This window comes from Streptomyces sp. NBC_01017, assembly GCF_045162795.1.
Classification (GTDB): domain Bacteria; phylum Actinomycetota; class Actinomycetes; order Streptomycetales; family Streptomycetaceae; genus Streptomyces; species Streptomyces machairae.
On sequence record NZ_CP108683.1, the window covers coordinates 7010568 to 7029510 of the forward strand.

An 18943-nucleotide genomic window follows, 5' to 3' on the forward strand; every position below is an offset into this window, starting at 1 on the left:
GACGGCGCTACTTCGCCTGCTCGATGTCGGTGTCGATCTGCTCGGCGGTCTTTTCCAGACCGGCCTTCAGGTCCTTCACCTTGCCGGACTCGTACTGGTAGCCGAAGTCCTGAAGGGTCGTCTGGTACGTCGAGCCGTTGATGGAGGCCGGCGGGGTGTTCGAGTGCTCGTTCTGGGCGATGTCCAGGAACGTCTTGAAACCGGGGTCGACCTTCAGGTCGGGCGACTTCAGGGCCGCGAACGTGGAGGGCACGTTGTGGATGGCGTTGGCGAAGGAGACGACGGCCTCGGTGTCGGTCGTCAGGTACTTCACCAGCTCCCAGGCCGCGTTCTGCTTCTTGCTCTGCGGGGCGATGCCGATGATCGTGCCGGAGAGGAAGCCCTTGCCGTACTCGGCGGCCTCGTCGTCGGCGACGGGCATCGGGGCGGTGCCGACCTCGAAGTCGACGCCGGCCTGCTGGGTCATGCCCAGGCGCCACTCGCCGTCGAGCTGCATGGCCACCTGGCCGGTCTGGAACGGGTGCTTGGCGCCCCACTCGTCACCGAAGGTGTTGCGGTACTTCTCCAGCTTCGCGAAGCCGCCGAGGTCGTCGATGAGCTTCTTCTGGTACGTGAACATCTCGGCGAAGGCCGGGTCCTTGGCGATGCTGGACTTGCCGTCCTTGCCGAAGTAGGTGTGGTCCCACTGGGACATGTAGTGGTCCACGACCGTCTCGTAGCCGTGGTAGGTCGGCATGAAGCCGAGCTGCTCGTAGCTGTCGCCCTTGGCCTTGGTCAGCTTCTTGGCGACCGTCGCGAACTCCGACCAGGTCTTCGGCGGGGACTTGATGCCCGCCTTCTCGAAGGCGTCCTTGTTGTAGTAGAGGCCGTAGGCGTCGCCCAGCAGGGGCAGTGCGCAGCGGGTGCCCTCGAACTGGGTGTAGTCGAGCATCGGCTTCGGGATCAGCTTGTCGAGGTCGAGCTTCGACTTCTCGATGAAGGGCTTCAGGTCGAGGAAGGCGCCCGAGGAGCAGAACTTGCCGATGTTGGAGGTCGTGAACGACGACACCACGTCGGGGCCGCTGGAACCGCCCGCGCGCAGGGCCTGGTTGAGCTTGTCGTCGTTGATGTTGCCGACGATCTTCACCGTGATGTTCGGGTGGGCCTTCTCGAAGCGGTCGACGTTCTCCTGGATCGCCTTGGCCTCGGCGGGTGCGCTCCAGCCGTGCCAGAAGGTGATCGTCGTCCTGGCGTTGGGGTCGTCGGTGGCGGCGGACTCCGACTGGCCGGTACAGGCCGTGGCGAGGAGGGCCAGGGAGGCGGTGGCGGCGAGGGCGGCGGCTGCCTTGCGGGTGGGTGAGGGTATGACGTTCCAGGACTTTCCGGGCATGGCGAGGTCTCCCAAGGGCGGGAACGGGGTGGGTGAGGGAAGGCGGGGGGTGAGTCAGGGGGTGCGGAGGAGGAGGTGGGCCGGGGGAGCGGGGCCGTCAGCGGGCGGTGTCGAAGACCTCGTCGCGTGTGGTCGCGAGCGCGCTCTCCAACGCGCCCCGCAGCACCGGGTGTTCACGTACGTCGCCGACGACCAGCTTGGGGCGGGCCGCGGCCAGTTCCTCCAGCTCGGACTGGACGAGGGCGCGCAGCACCTCACCGCCGGAGGTGAGGGAGGCGCCGCTGAGGACGATGAGTTCGGGGTCGAGGACGGAGACCAGGGAGGCGAGACCGGTGGCCAGCCGGGTCGCGTAGGTCTGGAGGAGCAGCCGGTGCAGGACGGTGTCCTCGGTGGCGGCCCGTTCGACGAGGGCGGCGGCGGCCTCGGCGTACGGCGTCGACGGGATGTTGCCGATGCCGAGTTCGCGGGCCAGCCGGGGGATCGCCTGCGAACCGGCCAGCTCCTGGTAGCCGCCGCTGTTGGCTTTGGCGACCTGGCGGACCAGGGGTGTTCCGGGAACCGGCAGGAAACCCACCTCGCCCGCGCCGCCGGTCCAGCCGCGGTGCAGCCGGCCGCCGAGGATCAGGGCGGCGCCCAGGCCCCCCTCGTTCCACAGCAGCACGAAGTCCTCGTGGCCGCGGGCCGCGCCGAGCCGCTGCTCGGCCACCGCCGCGAGGTTGACGTCGTTCTCGTACTCGACCGGCATCGGCAGCGCCGCGGCGAGTTCGTCCAGGAGTGCGGGGGTGTGCCAGCCGGGGAGGTGGGAGGCGTAGCGCAGCCGGCCCGTGTTGGGGTCGAAGGCGCCGGGGGTGCCGATGACGAGCCGGTGGACGTCGTCGCGGGCGAGGCCCGCCGCCTTCACCGCGCCGTCCAGGGCGTCGGTGACCTGCCGGACGACGGGCTGGGCCGGGCGTCTGCCGGGGGTGGGCAGTTCGTACGACCCGACCGTGCGGCCCGTGACGTCGGCGACGGCGGCGAGGATGCGTTCGGGGGTGACATCGAGCCCCGCGGCGTACGCGGCGGCCGGGTTGACCTCGTACAGCTGGGCGCCCGGGCCGGGGCGGCCCTCCGTGGTGCCGGTCGCCAGGACGAGGCCGGCGGACTCCAGGCGGGCCAGCAGCTGGGAGGCGGTCGGCTTGGACAGGCCGGTGAGCTTGCCGATCCGCGTGCGGGACAGCGGCCCGTGCTCCAGGAGGAGGTCCAGGGCGGCACGGTCGTTCATGGCGCGCAGGACGCGCGGGGTGCCCGGCGTACCGGCGGTTCCTGCCATGGGGGTCGACACCTGCCTTTCGGCTGACCAGCTTCTCAGCGATCTACGAGGGAAGTCCATCCAGGATCACTGTTAGGAAAGTTTCCTATCTGCTGCCGAGGAAAGTAAGCCCGGCAGGAAGGCGGCGTCAAGAGAGGTGGTCCGGCAGGCAACAGAGTCGTTACTTGAGGGCGCTGCGGTCGGCCGCCGGCTCGTGCCGCGGGAGCAGGAGCGGCGTCGCCAGCAGCAGGACCCCGGCGAGGGCGATCGCCGCGCGCGTGCCGGTCAGCGCGGCCAGCAGGCCCCACAGTGCCGTCGCGGCCGCGGTCGTCGTCCTGCCGGTGATCGACCATGCCGTCAGGGTGCGGGTGGTGCGGTCCTGCGGGGTCCGGTCGAGGCGGGTGGTGGCGAGCACCGGGTTGAAGACGCCGATGCAGGTGATCAGGCCGAACTCGACGGCCATGACGAGGAGGAGGCCCGGCGTGCCCGGCCCGACGAAGGCCAGGCCCACGGGCCAGAGCGCGCGCAGGGTGCCCGCGGTCAGGAGCACCCGGCGCCGGCCGTGCCGGGCCACCAGGCGGCGGGACAGGCGTGAGCCCAGCAGGCCGCCCAGACACGGCACGGCGAAGGCGAGGCCGTACTGCCAAGGGGGGAAGCCGAGTTGGCCGAGCATCAGGACGGCGAGCAGCGGGGCCGGCGCCATGATCAGGGCGTTGACCAGGACCGTGTTGAGGAACAGCGGGCGCAGGGTGGGGTGGCCGAGGATGTGCCGCCAGCCGGTCTGGAGGTCGCTCATCCGCAGCCCTGAGGAGGCGTCGGGGCGGGGCTGCTGCTGCCGTACCGTCTCCTGCCTCTCGTTCTGTTGCCCTTCCTCACCGCCGATCGCCCGGATCCCCAGGGCCGACAGCAGATAGCTGACCGCGTCCACCAGCACGGTCGTCATCGGGCCGAACACGCCGACCGCGACCCCGCCGAGCGGCGGGCCGAGTGCGGTGGTCGTCCAGGTCGTGGCCTCGAAACGGCCGTTCGCCACGAGCAGGTCCTCCGGCGGCACCAGGGACTTCAGATACGCGCCGCTCGCCGCGCCGAACGTGATGTCCGCCGCGGCGATCACCACCGACACCACCAGCAACTGGCCGAGCCCCAGCCCGTCGAGCGCGAACGCGGCGGGGATGCTCAGCAGCGCAGCGCACCGGATCAGGTCCGCCGCGATCATCACCGGCCGCTTCCGGCGGAACTCCACCCACGCCCCGAGCGGCACCGCCACCACCGCCCCCACCGCGAGGCCCGACGCCGCCAGCAGCGCGACCTCGGTCGCCCCGGCGTGCAGCACGACGACCGCGATCAACGTGAAGGCGTCGAAGGCCAGCCGTGTCCCGAACGCGCTGACCGCGTACGCCGCCCACAGCCACCCGAAGCGCCGCCCCAACGACCGCCCGCCCGCCATACCCAGCCCTCCGTCGACGGAGGCCATCAAAGCGAGCGGCGATTGCGCGGATCAAACAACCGGCGGCCCGTGCGGTCACAACCAAGCGTTGTGCACCTGCGCAAACGCCGTGGCCGTCGATGTCCTGCGCATCGCGAAGGGGGCGCCCGGCAGCTGCGGGCGCCCCCTTCGTCGTATGGCCGGCTGCGGCTACTTCGTCACGCTGGGCGGGGCGAGCGGGGTCGCCGCCACGGACTGCGGCGAGGTGGTGCTGGCGTAGGCCGAGGGGGCCGCCATGCCCGCCGTCGGGTCCGCCGTGGACTCCGCGTCCAGCGCGAGGGGCGCGCGGCCGACGATCGGGATGTCGGCGGCGTCGAAGGCGAGCTTGATGCGCCAGCGCAGTTCGCGTTCGACGGTCAGGGACTTGCCCGGCATCGTCTTCGCCGAGACGCGTACGACCATCGAGTCCAGAAGCACGCTGTCCAGGCCGAGGACCTCGATCGGGCCCCAGAGGAGCTCGTTCCAGGGCTCTTCCTTGCTCATGCGCTCGGCGACGTCGCCGATGCTGCGCCTGACCTTGTCCAGGTCCTCGGAGGAGCGGACGGTGACGTCGACGCCGGCCGTCGACCAGCCCTGGGACAGGTTGCCGATGCGCTTGACCTCGCCGTTGCGGACGTACCAGATCTCGCCGTTGTCGCCGCGCAGCTTGGTCACGCGCAGGCCGACCTCGATGACCTCGCCGGAGGCGACGCCCGCGTCGATCGTGTCGCCGACGCCGTACTGGTCCTCCAGGATCATGAAGACGCCGGAGAGGAAGTCCGTGACCAGGTTGCGGGCACCGAAACCGATCGCGACGCCCGCGACACCGGCGGAGGCCAGCAGCGGGGCGAGGTTGATCTCGAAGGCGGACAGGACCATCAGGGCGGCCGTGCCCATGATCACGAAGCTGGCCACCGAACGCAGCACCGAGCCGATCGCCTGCGAGCGCTGACGGCGGCGCTCGACATTGACGAGCAGGCCGCCGAGGGCCGTGCCGTCCACCGCCTGGGCGGTGCGGTTCATCCGGTCGATGAGCTTGGTGATCGCCCGCCGGATCACCACTCTCAGCACCGCCGCGATGGCCAGGATCAGCAGGACCCTGAGGCCTATCGCGAGCCAGGTCGACCAGTTCTGCTCGACCCAGGTCGCAGCCTGGGTCGCACTCTCGTGAGCGTCCTTGATCGTGGGAACCGCCGGGGTGGTCGTCCCCGAGGGGGTTGGCGACGGCGTAGGGCCGGCGGCCAGTAGGACGGCGGACAGGGACACGGCAGGTACCTCCAGTGCAGCGGCCCGCCCCGTCGGTAGATGGTCAAGGTCACGAAAGGGTCACCGGCAGGGCAGGCTCACCACACTAACGGGGCATCGTGTGTGGATCGTCGCCATGTTCGAGGGAGGAATCGTGCCCACGTGGGGATGAACTGGTGGGATGAACCGTTCATCGCCCAGGGGATGAATCAGATGTGGTCGAAAACACTCTCAGCCCGTTACCGGGACATGGTGGCGCTTTCACCAGGCGAGAGGGGAGACTGACTACAGATCGTCCCGGCGCGAGCCACGCGCCGCCGACGCCCAAGGAGGCATCCGTGCCGCATGTCCTGGTCCTCAACGCGTCGTACGAGCCGCTCGGCGTCGTACCGCTCCGCCGCGCGCTCGTCCTCGTCCTCGAGAACAAGGCCGTATGCCTCGAGGAGTCCGGCGCCTTTATGCACAGCGCAACCGTCACAGTCCCCGCACCCAGCGTGGTCCGGCTCAAGCGATTCGTCCGGGTTCCCTATCGGGGGCCCGTTCCTCTTACCCGCAGGGCGCTCTTCGCGCGCGACGGGGGCCGGTGCATGTACTGCGGTGGCGTCGCAACCAGCGTCGACCATGTCATTCCGCGCAGCCGCGGGGGCAAGCACGTCTGGGACAACGTGGTGGCGTCCTGCCGCCGCTGCAACCACGTGAAGGCCGACCGACATCTGTTCGAAATCGGCTGGCGGCTGCGCCACAAACCCGCTCCACCCACCGGTCTCGCCTGGCGCATCATCGGCACCGGGCATAGGGACCCGCGCTGGCTGCCGTACTTGCAACCGTACGGCGCCGAGGACGCCATGGCCCGGATCGACGGCATCTCCGCCTGACGACCCGGGCCTTCGCATACCTGGTGTGCGGCGGCCCGCGTCCGGCCCCGAGGGTCCCCCGTGCCCCCCGGGGCCGTCCGTTCACGTGGCCGCACGGCCGTTTCTCACACGTACCGCAGCTCCGCCGGCCGCACCGACCGCCGCAGCATCGGCAGGGACGTGGCCGCGGCCAGCAGACAGGCGGCGTAGACGGCGAGCGGGACCAGGAGGGCCAGGTACGGCACGTCCGGCACCGTGTGCTCCGTCGTGATCGCGGCGTACGACGCGCTGATCGTCATGCCGCCGAGGCCCGCCACCGCGACCGCGGGTGCCAGCGGCAGCGCGGTCTCCAGCAGCAGCGCCCGCCGCAGCACCGCGCTCGGCACACCGGCGGCGGCCTGTGCGGCCAGCCCCCGGCGCCGGGTGGCCAGTGACTCGGCGGTGCCGACGGCCAGCGCCGACAGGATGAGGGCGAGGGCGAGGAGGATCGCGGCGCCCGTGAGGTCGAGGCCGCTTGTGTAGTACTCCATGTTCATGCCGAGCTGACCGTCGCGGCGCATCGCCCGCAGATCGGCGAGCAGCACTACACGGACGCCCACGAAGCCCGAGCCCACGACCGTGACCAGCAGCACCGCCGCATGCGTACGGGATGCCGCCCACGGGTCGTCGCGCAGCCGCTCCGCGGCGATCAGCAGCGCCGGGCTCTGGGCCCGGGCGGCGAAGGCCTCGCCCAGTTGCCGGGAGGACGAACCGGCCAGCCACACGGAGGCGGCCGCGATCAACAAGGTCACGGTGCAGACCGTGAACGGGACGACGGCGAAGCCCAGGCGATTGGCGCGGTGGTAAGGCGTCGCGGCGATCAGCACCGCCAACACCGCCAGCAGCGTGAGCAGCCCGGTGACCAGCCCGAACACCCGCCCCGGGCCCCGCGTCGGCCGAACCCGCCGTACCCGGCCCAGCGGCGAGGCCACCACGCGCCGTAGCGACAGCGCGCTCACGGCGGCGCCCAGCGCCGGGACGGTCACGGCGACCAGGGCGATGCCGAGCCACGCCATGGGTTCGGGAGCCTGCCACACGCGCAGCAGCAGGAGGACGCAGAAGACGGTCGCCACGGCCGACCCGGCCAGACAGGCCAGGCCCGCCTCCAGGGCCGCGATCCGCCGCACCTGGGCGGGCGCGCCACCCGCGAGCCGCAGTGCGGCCAGGCGCCGGTCGCGATGCACCGCACCCACCCGGGCGCACTGCCCGAGGAACCCGAGCACCGGCACCAGCAGCATCAGCAGCGCGAAGATCACGCCCTGCCGGTCGCTGGGTTGGTCGAGGAGCCCGGATCCGAAGGACACCGAGTACTGCCCGTCCATCGCGGCGAGCGTGGCGACCGCCAGCCCGATCCCGGTCGCACCCCCCGCCCCCACCGCCGTCAGCAGGACCCGCCACCACTCCCGCCGGTCGGACCCCCGGGTGAGCAGCCAGGCCAGCCGGAGGTCGGTGCTCAGGCGGTTCCGCCGGTTCCTCATGCCGCCACCCCCAGCGGCGTCACGGTGCCGTCGGCCAGCCGTACCTCGCGGTCCGCGTACGCCGACACCTGGGCGTCGTGCGTGATGAGCAGCACCGCCGTGCCCGACTCGCGGGCCGTGTGCGTCAGGGCCGTCATCACCTGTTCGCCCGCCAGTGAGTCCAGCGCCCCGGTCGGCTCGTCCGCGAAGACGATCCTCGGGCCGGTGACCAGGGCCCGCGCCAGGGCCACCCGCTGGGCCTGGCCGCCGCTCAGCTCGCCGGGCCGCAGCTCCTCCTGCCCGCGCACCCCGAACCGCTCCAGCCACTCGCCGGCCTGCGCCTGCGCCTGAGGCCGGCGGGTGCCCGCGAGCAGCAGCGGCAGCGCGACATTGTCCAGGGCCGTCAGCTCGGGGATCAGCTGCCCGAACTGGAAGACCACGCCGAACTCCGTACGCCGCAGCTCGCTCAGCCGCTGCTCGGGCAACTGGTCCAGCCGCTCCCCGTCGTACGTCACCGAGCCGGAGTCCGGGCGGACGATGCCGGACAGACAGTGCAGCAGCGTCGACTTTCCGCTGCCGCTGGCGCCGGTGACGGCGAGGATCTCACCGGCCCGCAGTTCGACCGAGGCGCCGCGCAGCGCCTCGGTTCTGCCGTGCGCCTTGACGAGGTCACGGGCCAGAAGAAGCGGCACCGGGCTTCCCTCTTGGTTGCTCATACTGCGTCGACCTCCGCGGTCAGGGTGGTGAGCCGGGCCGCCGTGGTCGTCATCCAACGGAGGTCGGCGTCGAGGTGGTTGAGGGCGTAGTCCGCCGAGAGCACGGTCGCGAGATCGGTGCCCGGCGCGGTCTTGACCGCCGTGAGCTGCCGCATCCGCTCCATGTGGGCGGCACGCTGGGCGCGCAGATAGGCCTCGGGGTCACCGCCGGACAGGATCGACACGACGACCTTGGCGAAGATCTCGTTCGTCACGAACGGCGCGGGCGGCGCGATCTCCCCGGCCCACTGGGCCAGTTCGTGCGCGCCGTCGTCCGTCGCGCGGTACTTGGTCCGCTCCGGGCCGCCGTCCGAGTCGGTGCCGTCGACCTCGGCGAGTCCGTCGCGGACCAGCCGCTGCAAGGTCGTGTAGACCTGCCCGTAGGCCAGCGGACGGGCCTGTGGGAAGCGTTCGTCGTGGCGTCGCTTGAGGTCGTAGCCATGGCTCGGACCCGTGGCGAGCAGCCCCAGCAGGATGTGGCGGGTGCTCATGCCGAGCATTATGTACTGAGTACATGTACTGAGTGAATAGTGATCAGCAAGAAAGCCCGGGAAACCGCGGGAGCGGAACAGAATGTGCGGAACAGAATGTGATGAGAGGCACGTTGTTCGTCGGTATACGTCTGTTGCCGCGCTCGCTGGGTAGGGACGGCGGTAACCCGCACGCCGTACTTGAAGAGGAGGCCCCCGTGGCCACTGCATCGGCCCTTTCCAAACCCGAGGCGTCCAGCGAGCCCGAGATGTACGAAGGCGTCTTCACCGAACCCGAGATGTACGCCTGCGTCTTCAGCTCCGAGGGCGCCTGCACCGAGGCCCCGCTCACCAGCGAACCACCCCTGCCCGACGCCGAGCCCCTCACCAGCGAACCGCCGCTCGCGGACGCGGCACCGCTGACGAGTGAGGCGGCGACCTGGGACATGGGTATGGACACCGGTATGGATATGGACATGTATTCCACGAGGCCGTAGATGACAGGACAGCGGTCGGCCGAAGCCCCTGCCGAGGACCCAGAGGGTCCCGAAGGTCCCCCCTCCGACGACCTGTCGCGGCTCGCCGAGCTGCACGGCGTCGCCACCTCCTACCAGCCGTCCGCCGACCGTACGGTCGCGGCCTCCGCCACCGCACTCACCCTCGCCCTGGCCGCCCTCGACGTCGACGCGAGCACGCCCGCGTCCGTCGGTGCCGAGCTGGCCGCGCGGGAGCGCGAGCTGCGCGAGCGGCTGCTGCCGCCGACAGTGGTGTGCCGGCCAGGCGCCGAGCCCCTGGCGCCGGCCGCGCTGCCGTCCGGCACCCGGCTGCACATCGAGACCGAACAGGGCGACACCCGCGCCGCCGTCGACCGGCTCCCTTCCGCCGGTCAACTCCCGCCCGGTGTCCACCGGTTGACCGTCACCACACCGGACGGCCGTACGGCGACCAGCCACCTGGTCGTCACCCCGCCCCGGCTGCCCACGCCCACCGCACGTTCGTACGGCCTTCTCGTCCAGCTCTACTCCCTCCTCTCCCGCCGCTCCTGGGGCATGGGCGACCTGGGCGACCTCGGTGAGCTCGCCGCCTGGGCCGGCCGGGCGCTCGGCGCCGGATTCGTGCAGGTCAACCCGTTGCACGCGGCCGTACCCGGAGCCCCGACCGACCCTTCGCCCTACCGCCCGTCCTCCCGCCGCTTCCCCGACCCGGTGCATCTGCGGGTCGAGGACGTGCCCGAGTTCGCCCACGTCGAGGACCCCGAGCGCGTCCGGGCCCTGCTGGAGCGGGCCGGGAGGCTGCGGGAAGCGGTGCTGGAGAAGGGGGAGCTGATCGACCGGGACGCCGTGTGGGAGGCGAAGCGGGAGGCGCTGGAACTGGTGCGCGAGGTACCGCTCGGGCCCGGGCGGCGGGCCGCCTACGTCGACTTCCTCGCGCAGGAAGGCCAGGCGCTGGAGGACCACGCCACGTGGTGCGCGCTGGCCGAGGTGCACGGCTCGGACTGGCGGCGGTGGCCGCAGGGCCTGCGGGACCCGCGCTCGCCCGAAACCGCCCGGGCGCGGGGCGAGTTGATGGACCGGGTCGACTTCCACTGCCGGCTCGCCTGGCTCACCGACACCCAGCTGACCGCCGCCCAGCGGATCGCGCGGGAGGCGGGGATGCCGGTCGGGATCGTGCACGACCTCGCGGTCGGGGTGCATCCCGACGGCGCGGACGCCTGGGCGCAGCAGGAGTACTTCGCGGCCGGGATGTCGGTGGGCGCCCCGCCGGACGCCTTCAACGCCCGCGGCCAGGACTGGGGGCTGCCGCCCTGGCGGCCGGACCGGCTGGCCGAGTCGGGGTACGAGCCGTACCGCCGTCTGCTGCGGGCGCTCTTCCGTTACGCGGGCGCGCTGCGGATCGACCACGTCATGGGGCTGTTCCGGCTCTGGTGGGTGCCGCAGGGGCATGCGCCGACGGAGGGGACCTACGTCCGTTACGACGCCGAAGCCATGCTCGCCATCCTGGTGCTGGAGGCCTCCCGGGCCGGAGCGGTGGTGATCGGGGAGGATCTCGGCACGGTCGAGCCCGGTGTGCGGGAGGCGCTGCGCTCGCGGGGCGTGCTCGGCACCTCGGTGCTGTGGTTCGAACGGGACTGGGACGGCGACGGCCGCCCCCTGAAGCCGGAGACCTGGCGCGCCGACTGTCTCGCCACCGCCACCACGCACGACCTGCCGTCCACCGCGGCCCGCCTCACCGGCGAGCACGTCGAACTGCGCGACAGCCTCGGCCTGTTGACCCGCCCCCTGGAGCAGGAGCGCGCGGAGGCGGCGGCCGACACCGGCGAGTGGCTGGAGCTGCTGTCCCGGCTCGGGCTGACGCACGGCACGCACGGCGGGCACTGCGCCTCGGAGGAGGAGGCCGAGATCCAGGCCGTCCACCGCTTCCTGCTGCGCACCCCGGCCCGCATGGTCGGCATCTGGCTCCCCGACGGCGTGGGCGACCGCCGCCCGCAGAACCTGCCGGGCACCTGGGACCAGTACCCGAACTGGCGGCTGCCGATCGCGGACGCCCAGGGGCGGCCGATGACGCTGGAGGAACTGGCGGCGTCGCCGCGGATGCGGGCGTTGGTGGAAGTGCTGCGGGAAGACGCACGCGGGCACGGCTGACCGGCACGGTCAGGCCCTGCGGCGTCCGTCGTCCGGGGTGCCGGATGCTCCTTACGGCACCCCCCGGACGCGCGTCCCCCGGCGGCGTTCGGTACTTTTGGCCCCGTGGACAAGAAGAACGCCCTGCGCGCCGGCGCCCTGGCTGCCGGTACGACGCTGATGATGCTGCTCATGTCGTCCCCCGCGCTCGCGCTCACGCGTGACGACGGCGACGACCCCGGTCAGGGCCTGAGCGTCATCGAGACGCTGGGCCTGTTCGTTCTGGCCCCGATCGTGCTGTTCGCGGTCATCGCGGGCCTCGTGATGGTCCTGGACCGCTCCACGGACCGCCAGCCGAAGGTGAAGGCCAAGGCGAAGGCCTGATCCGCGCGGTTCCGGCCGACCCCGCTTTTGTCGAGGGCGCCGGCCCCGTCCTGCGTACGCGCATCCGCCGTACGTACGACGAGGCCGGCGCCCTCGGTGTGTTCTCGGGCTGGTGCGGGTGACCGTCACGCCGGGTACGGCGCGGTCAGATAGCGCTGCACCGTGGGCGCCAGCCAGGCCACGATCTCCTCGGGCGCCAGCGCCACGGCGGGCGGGAACCGCAGGACGTAGCGCGTGAGCGCCAGCCCGAGCAGCTGTGACGACGCCAGCGCGGCCCGCGCCGGGGCCTGCTCGGGATCGGGGCACACCCGACGGGCGACCGGCAGCAGCTGGTCCGCGAAGATGCCCTGCATGCGCTCGGCCCCGGCCTGGTTGGTCGCGCCGACCCGCAGCAGGGCCGTGAGCACCTCGTTCTCCTCCCACATGGCCAGGAAGTGGGTCACGAGCGCCCGGCCGGCGTCTTCGCGGGACAGCGACGCCGGTTCCGGCAGCTTCAGATCGATGGCGACGGCCGCCGCGAAGAGCCCCTCCTTGTTGCCGTAGTAGCGCATCACCATCGACGGGTCGATGTTCGCGTGCTTGGCGATCGCGCGGATGGTCGCGCGCTCGTAACCGTCTGCCGCGAAGCGCTCGCGAGCCGCGTCGAGGATCGCCGTGCGCGTGGCCTCGGAGCGGCGCGGGGCGGGAGTGGGGGTGGAGTCGGCGGGGCTGCTCTGCGTCATGCCAACAATCGTATGCCAACGAGTGTGGGCCAACAAGTGTTGACAGGATTGTGGGGCGGTTCTACGGTTGCCAACAAGCGTTGACCAACAAGCGTTGACTACAGGTGTTGGCATCAGGAGGCCCGCATGACCGCCACGAACGGCACCGGCTCCACCCACCCCGTCCTCGTCGTCGGCTCCGGCCCCACCGGTCTCCTCCTGGCAGGCGACCTCGCCGCCGCAGGCGTCCGCGTCACCCTCGTCGAGCGGCGCCCGCACGGCATCAGCAACCTCTCCCGCGCCTTCGGCGTGCACGCCCGCACCCTGGAGCAGCTCGACGCCCGCAACCTCGCCGACGAGCTGATCGCCACCGGCAGCACCATCACCGAACTGCGCCTGTTCCGCCGCCTCTCCCTCGACCTGGGCTCGCTGCCGTCGCGCTTCCCGTTCCTGCTCATCACCCCGCAGTACGAGGTGGAGCGGCTGCTGGAGCGGCGGGCGCGCGAACTCGGGGTCGAGTTCCTCTTCGAGAGCGAGGTCGTGGGGCTGCGGCAGGACGACGACGGGGTCGACCTCGATGTGCGCGGTCCGGACGGGGCGGTCGTCACGCACCGCGCGGCCTACGTCGTCGGCGCGGACGGTCACCGAAGCGCCGTACGCCAGGCGGTCGGCCTGCCCTTCCCCGGCGTCTCCGTCATCAAGTCCCTGTTCCTGGCGGACGTCCGGCTCGACGAGCAGCCCGCGAGCGTGCTCACCGTCAACGGCGCCGGCGACTCCTTCGCGATGATCGCGTCCTTCGGCGACGGCTGGTACCGCGTCATGGGCTGGAACCGCCGCCACGAGGTCCCCGACGACGTCCCGCTCGACCTCGCCGAGGTCAAGGAGGTCACCCGCCGCGCCCTCGGCACCGACTACGGCATGCATGACGCGCGCTGGCTGTCCCGCTTCCACAGTGACGAGCGGCAGGCGCCGCGGTACCGGGTCGGGCGGGTCTTCCTCGCCGGTGACGCCGCGCACGTCCACTCACCGGCCGGCGGGCAGGGCATGAACACCGGCCTGCAGGACGCGGCCAACCTCGGCTGGAAGCTGGCCGCGGTCATCAACGGCCGCCGGCCCGTGAGTCTCCTGGACACCTACCAGGCCGAACGTCACCCCGTCGGCAAGGCGGTGCTGCGCAGCAGCGGCGGGCTGGTCCGGCTGGCCCGGGCGCAGAGCCCGGCACTGCGCGCCGTACGCGCCCTGTTCTCCGCCTTCGTCAACGCCGCCCGGCCTGCCCGGACGAAGGCCCTGGCCCAGATCTCCGGCATCGGGTACCGGTACGCCGCCCCGCACGGCTCCCACCGTCTGGCCGGCTCCCGCGTCCCGGATGTGGCCTTGGGGAGCGGGCGTCTGTACGACGCTCTGCGGGGTGGGCGGTTCGTGCTGATCCTCCCGCGGGGCGGGGAGGTGCCCGAGGCGCAGGACGGCCGTAAGGACCGGCTCACCGTGGAGCGTTGGGCGAGCGACCGCCGTACGGCCATGCTCGTGCGGCCCGACGGATATGTGGCGTGGGCGGCGGACGGCACCGACGCGGGGGCGGTCGAGGCGGCGGTCGCCGAGCACGTGGGGTGAGCGGAGAGCCCCGCACAACCTTTCAGTTCTCCTGAAAGGAATGCTCGGAAAGTTTCGATGGACGCGACAGATGGCGCGCTGCGACGGTGGACCCGTCATCGTCACCGCCCATCGAAAGGACCTCTGTGCCCGCAGTCCTGAAGCGGACCGCCCGTACGACACCCCCTTCCGTATCCCCTTCCACCACCCCGACCCCGAGGACGGCCGCCGCCCTCGGGGTCGCGCTCGCCGCTCTCGCCACGGTCGTCTGGTCCGGCAGCTTCGTCACCTCACGGGCGCTGCACGACAGCGTGCCGCCGGTGCAGCACGCGTTCTGGCGGTGGCTGGTGGCGTTGGTCGCGGTGGCTCCGTTCGGTGCCCGGCAGGCCTGGCGGCAGCGGGAGTTGATCCGCCGGCACCTCGGCTACGTGCTCCTCGCCGCGCTGCTCGGCGTCACCACCTACAACACCCTCGTCAACCAGGCCGGGTCGACCACTCCCGCCGCCAACATGGGCATGATCATGGCTGCTTCGCCGGTGCTGATGGCGGTGTTCGAGCGGGCCGCGGGGGTACGGCTCGGTGCGCGCAGGGTGGTGGGGCTGCTGGTGGCCTGTGCGGGTGTCGTGCTGCTGATCGGCAGTGGTGCGGGCGGGGCAGGGTTCTCGGCCGGGGATCTGTGGATGGTGGCCGCTGCCTGCTGTTTCGGGTCGTACAGCGGCCTGTTGCGGCGGCGGCCGGCCGAACTGGGCGGTGCGGCCTTCCTGTTCACGACGTTCCTGGTGGGTGCGGCCCTGCTGGTGCCCGCGCAGGGGGTGAGCCTGGCGGTGCAGGGCGGCTTCGAGCCCACCCCCGGCACGGTCCTGCCGATCCTCTATGTGGGGGTCGCCTCCTCCGCCGTCGCCTTCTTCGCCTGGAACCGGGCGATCGCCCTGGTCGGCCCGAGCCGTGCCGGGGTCGTCTACTACCTCCAGCCGGTGTGCGTGGCCCTGCTGTCCTGGGCGGTCCTCGGCGAGGCGACCGGCTGGACGCAGGTGCTGTGCATGGCGCTGATCCTCGGCGGAGTCGTCCTGGGGGCGGCGACGCGGCGGTGACATAGGTTGCCGCCATGGTCGAGTGGGACATCCGGAAGCTGCAGATCCTGCGGACCCTGCGGGAGCGGGGCACCGTGACGGCGACGGCCGAGGCGCTGCGCATGACGCCGTCGGCGGTGTCGCAACAGCTGACGAATCTGGCCAGGCAGGTCGGGGTGCCGTTGCTGGAGGCGCAGGGCCGGCGAGTGCGGCTGACGGACGCGGCCCGGCTGCTGCTGCGGCACGCCGAGGCCGTGTTCGAGCAACTGGAGCGGGCGGACGCCGAGTTGGCGGCGTATGTGCACGGTGAGGTCGGGGAGGTGCGGGTGGGCGCCTTCTCCACGGCCGTGCCGGCGCTGGTCGTACCGGCCGTGCGGGCGCTGCGTCGGACGCATCCCGGGGTGACCGTACGGGTGCGCGAGGCAGAGGCGCAGGAGGCGTACGAGCTGCTCGCCGGCGGGGAGGTGGACCTCGCCCTGTCGCTCGCGGCGCAGGCGCCGACGGTGGGCGACGTGCGCTTCACCAGGGTGCCGCTGCTCGCGGACCCGCTGGACGTCGCCCTGCCCCGGGGCCACCGGCTGGCGCGGGCCGAGGAGGTGCGGCTCGCCGATCTCGCCGCGGAGGAGTGGATCTTCGGGGGAAGCGGGCCGTGGTCGGACATCACGCGCGGGGCGTGTGAGGCCGCCGGGTTCAGCCCCCGGCAGGGGCACTCCGCCGCCGGGTGGACGGCGATCCTGGCCATGGTGGAGGCGGGGATGGGGGTGGCGCTGGTGCCGCGGACGGCCGCGGTGGCCAGGGGCGGCGTCGTGATGCGGGAGGTGGGGGAGCAGCGGCCGGTGCGGCATGTGGTGGCCGCCGTGCGCAGGGGGAGTGAGGCGGGGGCTGCTGTGGGGACGGTGCTGTCGGCACTGGAGGCCGTTGCCGCGGGGCTTGGTTGAGGGGCGGCTCGCCCGGGGACGTGCGCGGCCCGCTCGACGGGACGAACAGGGGGCGCCCGGTGTGCACCGGGCGCCCCCTGGGGCGTACGTACGACGACGGTTACTGCTACTCCGCCGCCGCGTCCGCAGCCTGCGCCTTCAGCGCACGCTCAACGCCCGCCCGGGACTCGGAGATCAGGCGTCGCAGGGCCGCGTTCGGCTCGGCCGAGGTCAGCCAGGCGTCCGTCTTGCGGAGGGTGTCCTCGGAGACCTGGATCGTCGGGTAGAGGCCGATGGCGATCTGCTGGGCGATCTCGTGGGAACGGGCGTCCCAGATGTCCTTGACCACCTCGAAGAACGTGTCCGCGTAGGGGGCCAGCAGTTCGCGCTGGTCGGTCTGGACGAAGCCGACGATGACCGCTTCCTGGAGGGCGTTCGGCAGCTTGTCGGAGTCGATGACCGACGACCAGGCCTCGGCCTTGGCCTCCGCGGTCGGGCGGGCGGCCCGGGCCGTGACGGCGTGGCGCTCGCCGGCGGCCGTCTTGTCCCGCTCGTACTCGCCCGCGATCTCCGCCTCGTCGAAGCGGCCCACGGCCGCCAGGCGCTGGACGAACGCCCAGCGCAGCTCCGTGTCGACGGCCAGCCCCTCGATCGAGTGGGAGCCGTCGAGCAGGCCCTCCAGCAGGTCGAGCTGCTCCGGCGTACGGGCCGTGGCCGCGAACGCCCGTGCCCACGCCAGCTGGTGGTCGCTGCCCGCCTCGGCGGCACGCAGATGGGCCAGCGTGGCGTCGGTCCAGCGGGTCAGCAGGGCCTCGCGGGTGCCCGGGGCGGCGTACAGCTCGATCGCCAGCTTCACCTGGCGCTGCAGCGACTGCACGACACCGATGTCGGACTCCTTGCCGATGCCCGACAGGACCAGGGAGAGGTAGTCGCGGGTGGCGAGCTCGGCGTCACGCGTCATGTCCCAGGACGACGCCCAGCACAGGGCCCGGGGGAGGGAGGCGTCGAAGTCGCCGAGGTGGTCCGTCACGAACGCGAGGGACTCCTCGTCCAGGCGGACCTTCGCGTACGACAGGTCGTCGTCGTTGAGGAGGACCACGTCCGGACGGCGGGTGCCCGACAGCTGCGGTACGGCGGTGAGTTCGCCGTCCACGTCCAGTTCGAGGCGCTCGTCGCGCACCAGCTTGCCGGAGCCGGCGTCCAGGTTGTACAGGCCCACCGCGATGCGGTGCGGGCGCAGCGTGGGCTCGCCCTTGGCGCCGGCGGGCAGCGCCGGGGCCTCCTGGCGGATCGCGAAGGACGTGATCACACCGTCGGCGTCCGTCTCGATCTCGGGACGCAGGATGTTGATGCCCGCCGTCTGCAGCCACTGCTTCGACCAGGCCTTCAGGTCGCGGCCGGAGGTCTCCTCCAGGGCGCCCAGCAGGTCGGACAGGCGCGTGTTGCCGAACGCGTGCCGCTTGAAGTACGCCTGGACGCCGCGGAAGAACTCGTCCTGGCCGACGTACGCCACGAGCTGCTTGAGGACCGAGGCGCCCTTGGCGTAGGTGATGCCGTCGAAGTTGACGAGCACGTCGTCCAGGTCGCGGATCTCCGCCATGATCGGGTGCGTCGACGGCAGCTGGTCCTGGCGGTACGCCCACGTCTTCATCTGGTTGGCGAACGTCGTCCACGCCTGCGGCCAGCGCGACTCGGGGGCGTGCGCCTGGCAGGCCATGGAGGTGTAGGTGGCGAACGACTCGTTCAGCCACAGGTCGTTCCACCACTCCATGGTGACCAGGTCGCCGAACCACATGTGGGCCAGCTCGTGCAGGATCGTCTCCGCGCGCCCCTCGTACGCCGCGCCCGTCACCTTGGACCGGAAGACGTACTGGTCGCGGATGGTCACCGCGCCCGCGTTCTCCATCGCGCCCGCGTTGAACTCCGGCACGAACAGCTGGTCGTACTTCTTGAACGGGTACGCGTAGTCGAACTTCTCCTGGAACCAGTCGAAGCCCTGCCGGGTCACCTCGAAGATCGCGTCCGAGTCGAGGTACTCGGCGAGCGAGGGACGGCAGTAGATGCCGAGCGGGACGGACTGGCCGTCCTTCTCGTAGACGCTGTGCACGGAGTGGTACGGGCCGACGATGAGCGCCGTGATGTACGTCGAGATACGCGGCGTCGGCTCGAAGGACCAGACGTTGTCCCGGGGCTCCGGGGTGGGCGAGTTGGAGATCACCGTCCAGCCCTCGGGGGCCTTCACGGTGAACTGGAAGGTGGCCTTCAGGTCGGGCTGCTCGAAGGACGCGAAGACGCGGCGGGCGTCCGGGACCTCGAACTGGGTGTACAGGTACGCCTGCTGGTCGACCGGGTCGACGAACCGGTGCAGGCCCTCGCCGGTGTTCGTGTACGCGCAGTCGGCGACGACCCGCAGGACGTTGCGACCCTCCAGCAGACCGGACAGCGCGATGCGGGAGTCCTTGAAGACCTCGTCCGCGTCGAGCGCGTCGCCGTTGAGAGTCACCTCGTGGACGGCCGGGGCCACGAGGTCGATGAAGGAGTCGGCGCCGTTCTCCGCGACATCGAAGCGCACCGTGGTCACGGACCTGTAGGTACCGCCCTCCTGCGCGCCGGAGAGGTCGAGATCGATCTCGTACGAGTCAACGGTCAGCAGCTTCGCCCGCTGCTGCGCCTCTTCGCGAGTCAGGTTTGTGCCAGGCACGCGGTCATCTCCTCGAT

16 protein-coding genes are annotated in these 18943 nt (G+C 71.7%); 7 read left to right on the forward strand and 9 right to left on the reverse strand.

From position 1 onward, the window contains the following. Positions 1-7: 7 nt before the first annotated feature. The 4 genes from OG331_RS32320 to OG331_RS32335 all read right to left on the reverse strand — a co-directional run bounded on the left by OG331_RS32320 (position 8) and on the right by OG331_RS32335 (position 5388). Positions 8-1345, reverse strand: coding sequence for an ABC transporter substrate-binding protein (locus tag OG331_RS32320; RefSeq protein ID WP_406210417.1), 1338 nt, complete (start codon positions 1343-1345; stop codon positions 8-10). 121 nt (positions 1346-1466) lie between these two features. After that, positions 1467-2678: an ROK family protein gene (locus tag OG331_RS32325; RefSeq protein ID WP_406202719.1), complete on the reverse strand. Its 1212-nt coding sequence runs from the start codon at positions 2676-2678 to the stop codon at positions 1467-1469. Between the two features lie 160 nt (positions 2679-2838). Next, the gene (locus tag OG331_RS32330; protein WP_406210420.1) at positions 2839-4104 is read right to left on the reverse strand and encodes an MFS transporter; all 1266 of its coding nucleotides are present in this window, start codon (positions 4102-4104) and stop codon (positions 2839-2841) included. Between the two features lie 189 nt (positions 4105-4293). Continuing rightward, positions 4294-5388, reverse strand: coding sequence for a mechanosensitive ion channel family protein (locus tag OG331_RS32335; RefSeq protein WP_406202721.1), 1095 nt, complete (start codon positions 5386-5388; stop codon positions 4294-4296). Between the two features lie 317 nt (positions 5389-5705). Between OG331_RS32335 and OG331_RS32340 the strand changes: the two genes are divergently transcribed. Further along, positions 5706-6242 (forward strand): HNH endonuclease, encoded by a 537-nt coding sequence (locus tag OG331_RS32340; RefSeq protein ID WP_031476758.1) that lies wholly within the window; start codon positions 5706-5708, stop codon positions 6240-6242. 104 nt (positions 6243-6346) lie between these two features. Here OG331_RS32340 and OG331_RS32345 read toward each other — a convergent pair whose 3' ends face one another. The 3 genes from OG331_RS32345 to OG331_RS32355 are packed head-to-tail and all read right to left on the reverse strand — an operon-like array spanning position 6347 to position 8963. After that, a complete protein-coding gene (locus OG331_RS32345) occupies positions 6347-7738 on the reverse strand; it encodes an ABC transporter permease (RefSeq protein WP_406202723.1) in 1392 nt (463 codons plus the stop codon). Beyond that, on the reverse strand, positions 7735-8433 hold the full coding sequence (locus tag OG331_RS32350; RefSeq protein ID WP_406202725.1) for an ABC transporter ATP-binding protein: 699 nt from the start codon (positions 8431-8433) through the stop codon (positions 7735-7737). The genes OG331_RS32345 and OG331_RS32350 overlap by 4 nt, the downstream gene beginning before the upstream one ends. Next, positions 8430-8963, reverse strand: coding sequence for a PadR family transcriptional regulator (locus tag OG331_RS32355; RefSeq protein ID WP_406202727.1), 534 nt, complete (start codon positions 8961-8963; stop codon positions 8430-8432). Before OG331_RS32355 ends, OG331_RS32350 begins: the two co-directional genes overlap by 4 nt. A 248-nt stretch (positions 8964-9211) precedes the next feature. On the opposite strand from OG331_RS32355, the gene OG331_RS32360 reads away from it, so the two are divergent. The 3 genes from OG331_RS32360 (at position 9212) to OG331_RS32370 (ending at position 11947) form a co-directional block, all read left to right on the forward strand. Further along, complete coding sequence (locus OG331_RS32360) at positions 9212-9439, forward strand: hypothetical protein (protein WP_406210422.1); 228 nt, start codon at positions 9212-9214, stop codon at positions 9437-9439. Continuing rightward, the gene (gene malQ, locus OG331_RS32365) at positions 9440-11584 is read left to right on the forward strand and encodes a 4-alpha-glucanotransferase (protein ID WP_406202729.1); all 2145 of its coding nucleotides are present in this window, start codon (positions 9440-9442) and stop codon (positions 11582-11584) included. Positions 11585-11689: 105 nt separating this feature from the next. Beyond that, positions 11690-11947: a hypothetical protein gene (locus OG331_RS32370; RefSeq protein WP_406202731.1), complete on the forward strand. Its 258-nt coding sequence runs from the start codon at positions 11690-11692 to the stop codon at positions 11945-11947. Between the two features lie 125 nt (positions 11948-12072). Here the strand turns inward: OG331_RS32370 and OG331_RS32375 are convergent, their stop codons facing one another. Next, a complete protein-coding gene (locus OG331_RS32375) occupies positions 12073-12669 on the reverse strand; it encodes a TetR family transcriptional regulator (RefSeq protein ID WP_406202733.1) in 597 nt (198 codons plus the stop codon). A 126-nt stretch (positions 12670-12795) separates the two neighbouring features. Here OG331_RS32375 and OG331_RS32380 point away from each other — a divergent pair, with 126 nt between their 5' ends. The 3 genes from OG331_RS32380 to OG331_RS32390 all read left to right on the forward strand — a co-directional run bounded on the left by OG331_RS32380 (position 12796) and on the right by OG331_RS32390 (position 16246). After that, entirely contained in the window at positions 12796-14259 is a 1464-nt protein-coding gene (locus OG331_RS32380; protein ID WP_406202735.1) for an FAD-dependent monooxygenase, read from the forward strand. Between the two features lie 125 nt (positions 14260-14384). Beyond that, complete coding sequence (locus tag OG331_RS32385; RefSeq protein WP_406202737.1) at positions 14385-15329, forward strand: DMT family transporter; 945 nt, start codon at positions 14385-14387, stop codon at positions 15327-15329. 14 nt (positions 15330-15343) lie between these two features. Beyond that, complete coding sequence (locus tag OG331_RS32390; RefSeq protein WP_406202739.1) at positions 15344-16246, forward strand: LysR family transcriptional regulator; 903 nt, start codon at positions 15344-15346, stop codon at positions 16244-16246. A 106-nt stretch (positions 16247-16352) separates the two neighbouring features. On the opposite strand, the gene pepN is transcribed toward OG331_RS32390, so the two are convergent. Next, on the reverse strand, positions 16353-18926 hold the full coding sequence (gene pepN / locus OG331_RS32395; protein ID WP_406202741.1) for an aminopeptidase N: 2574 nt from the start codon (positions 18924-18926) through the stop codon (positions 16353-16355). Positions 18927-18943: the final 17 nt, after the last annotated feature.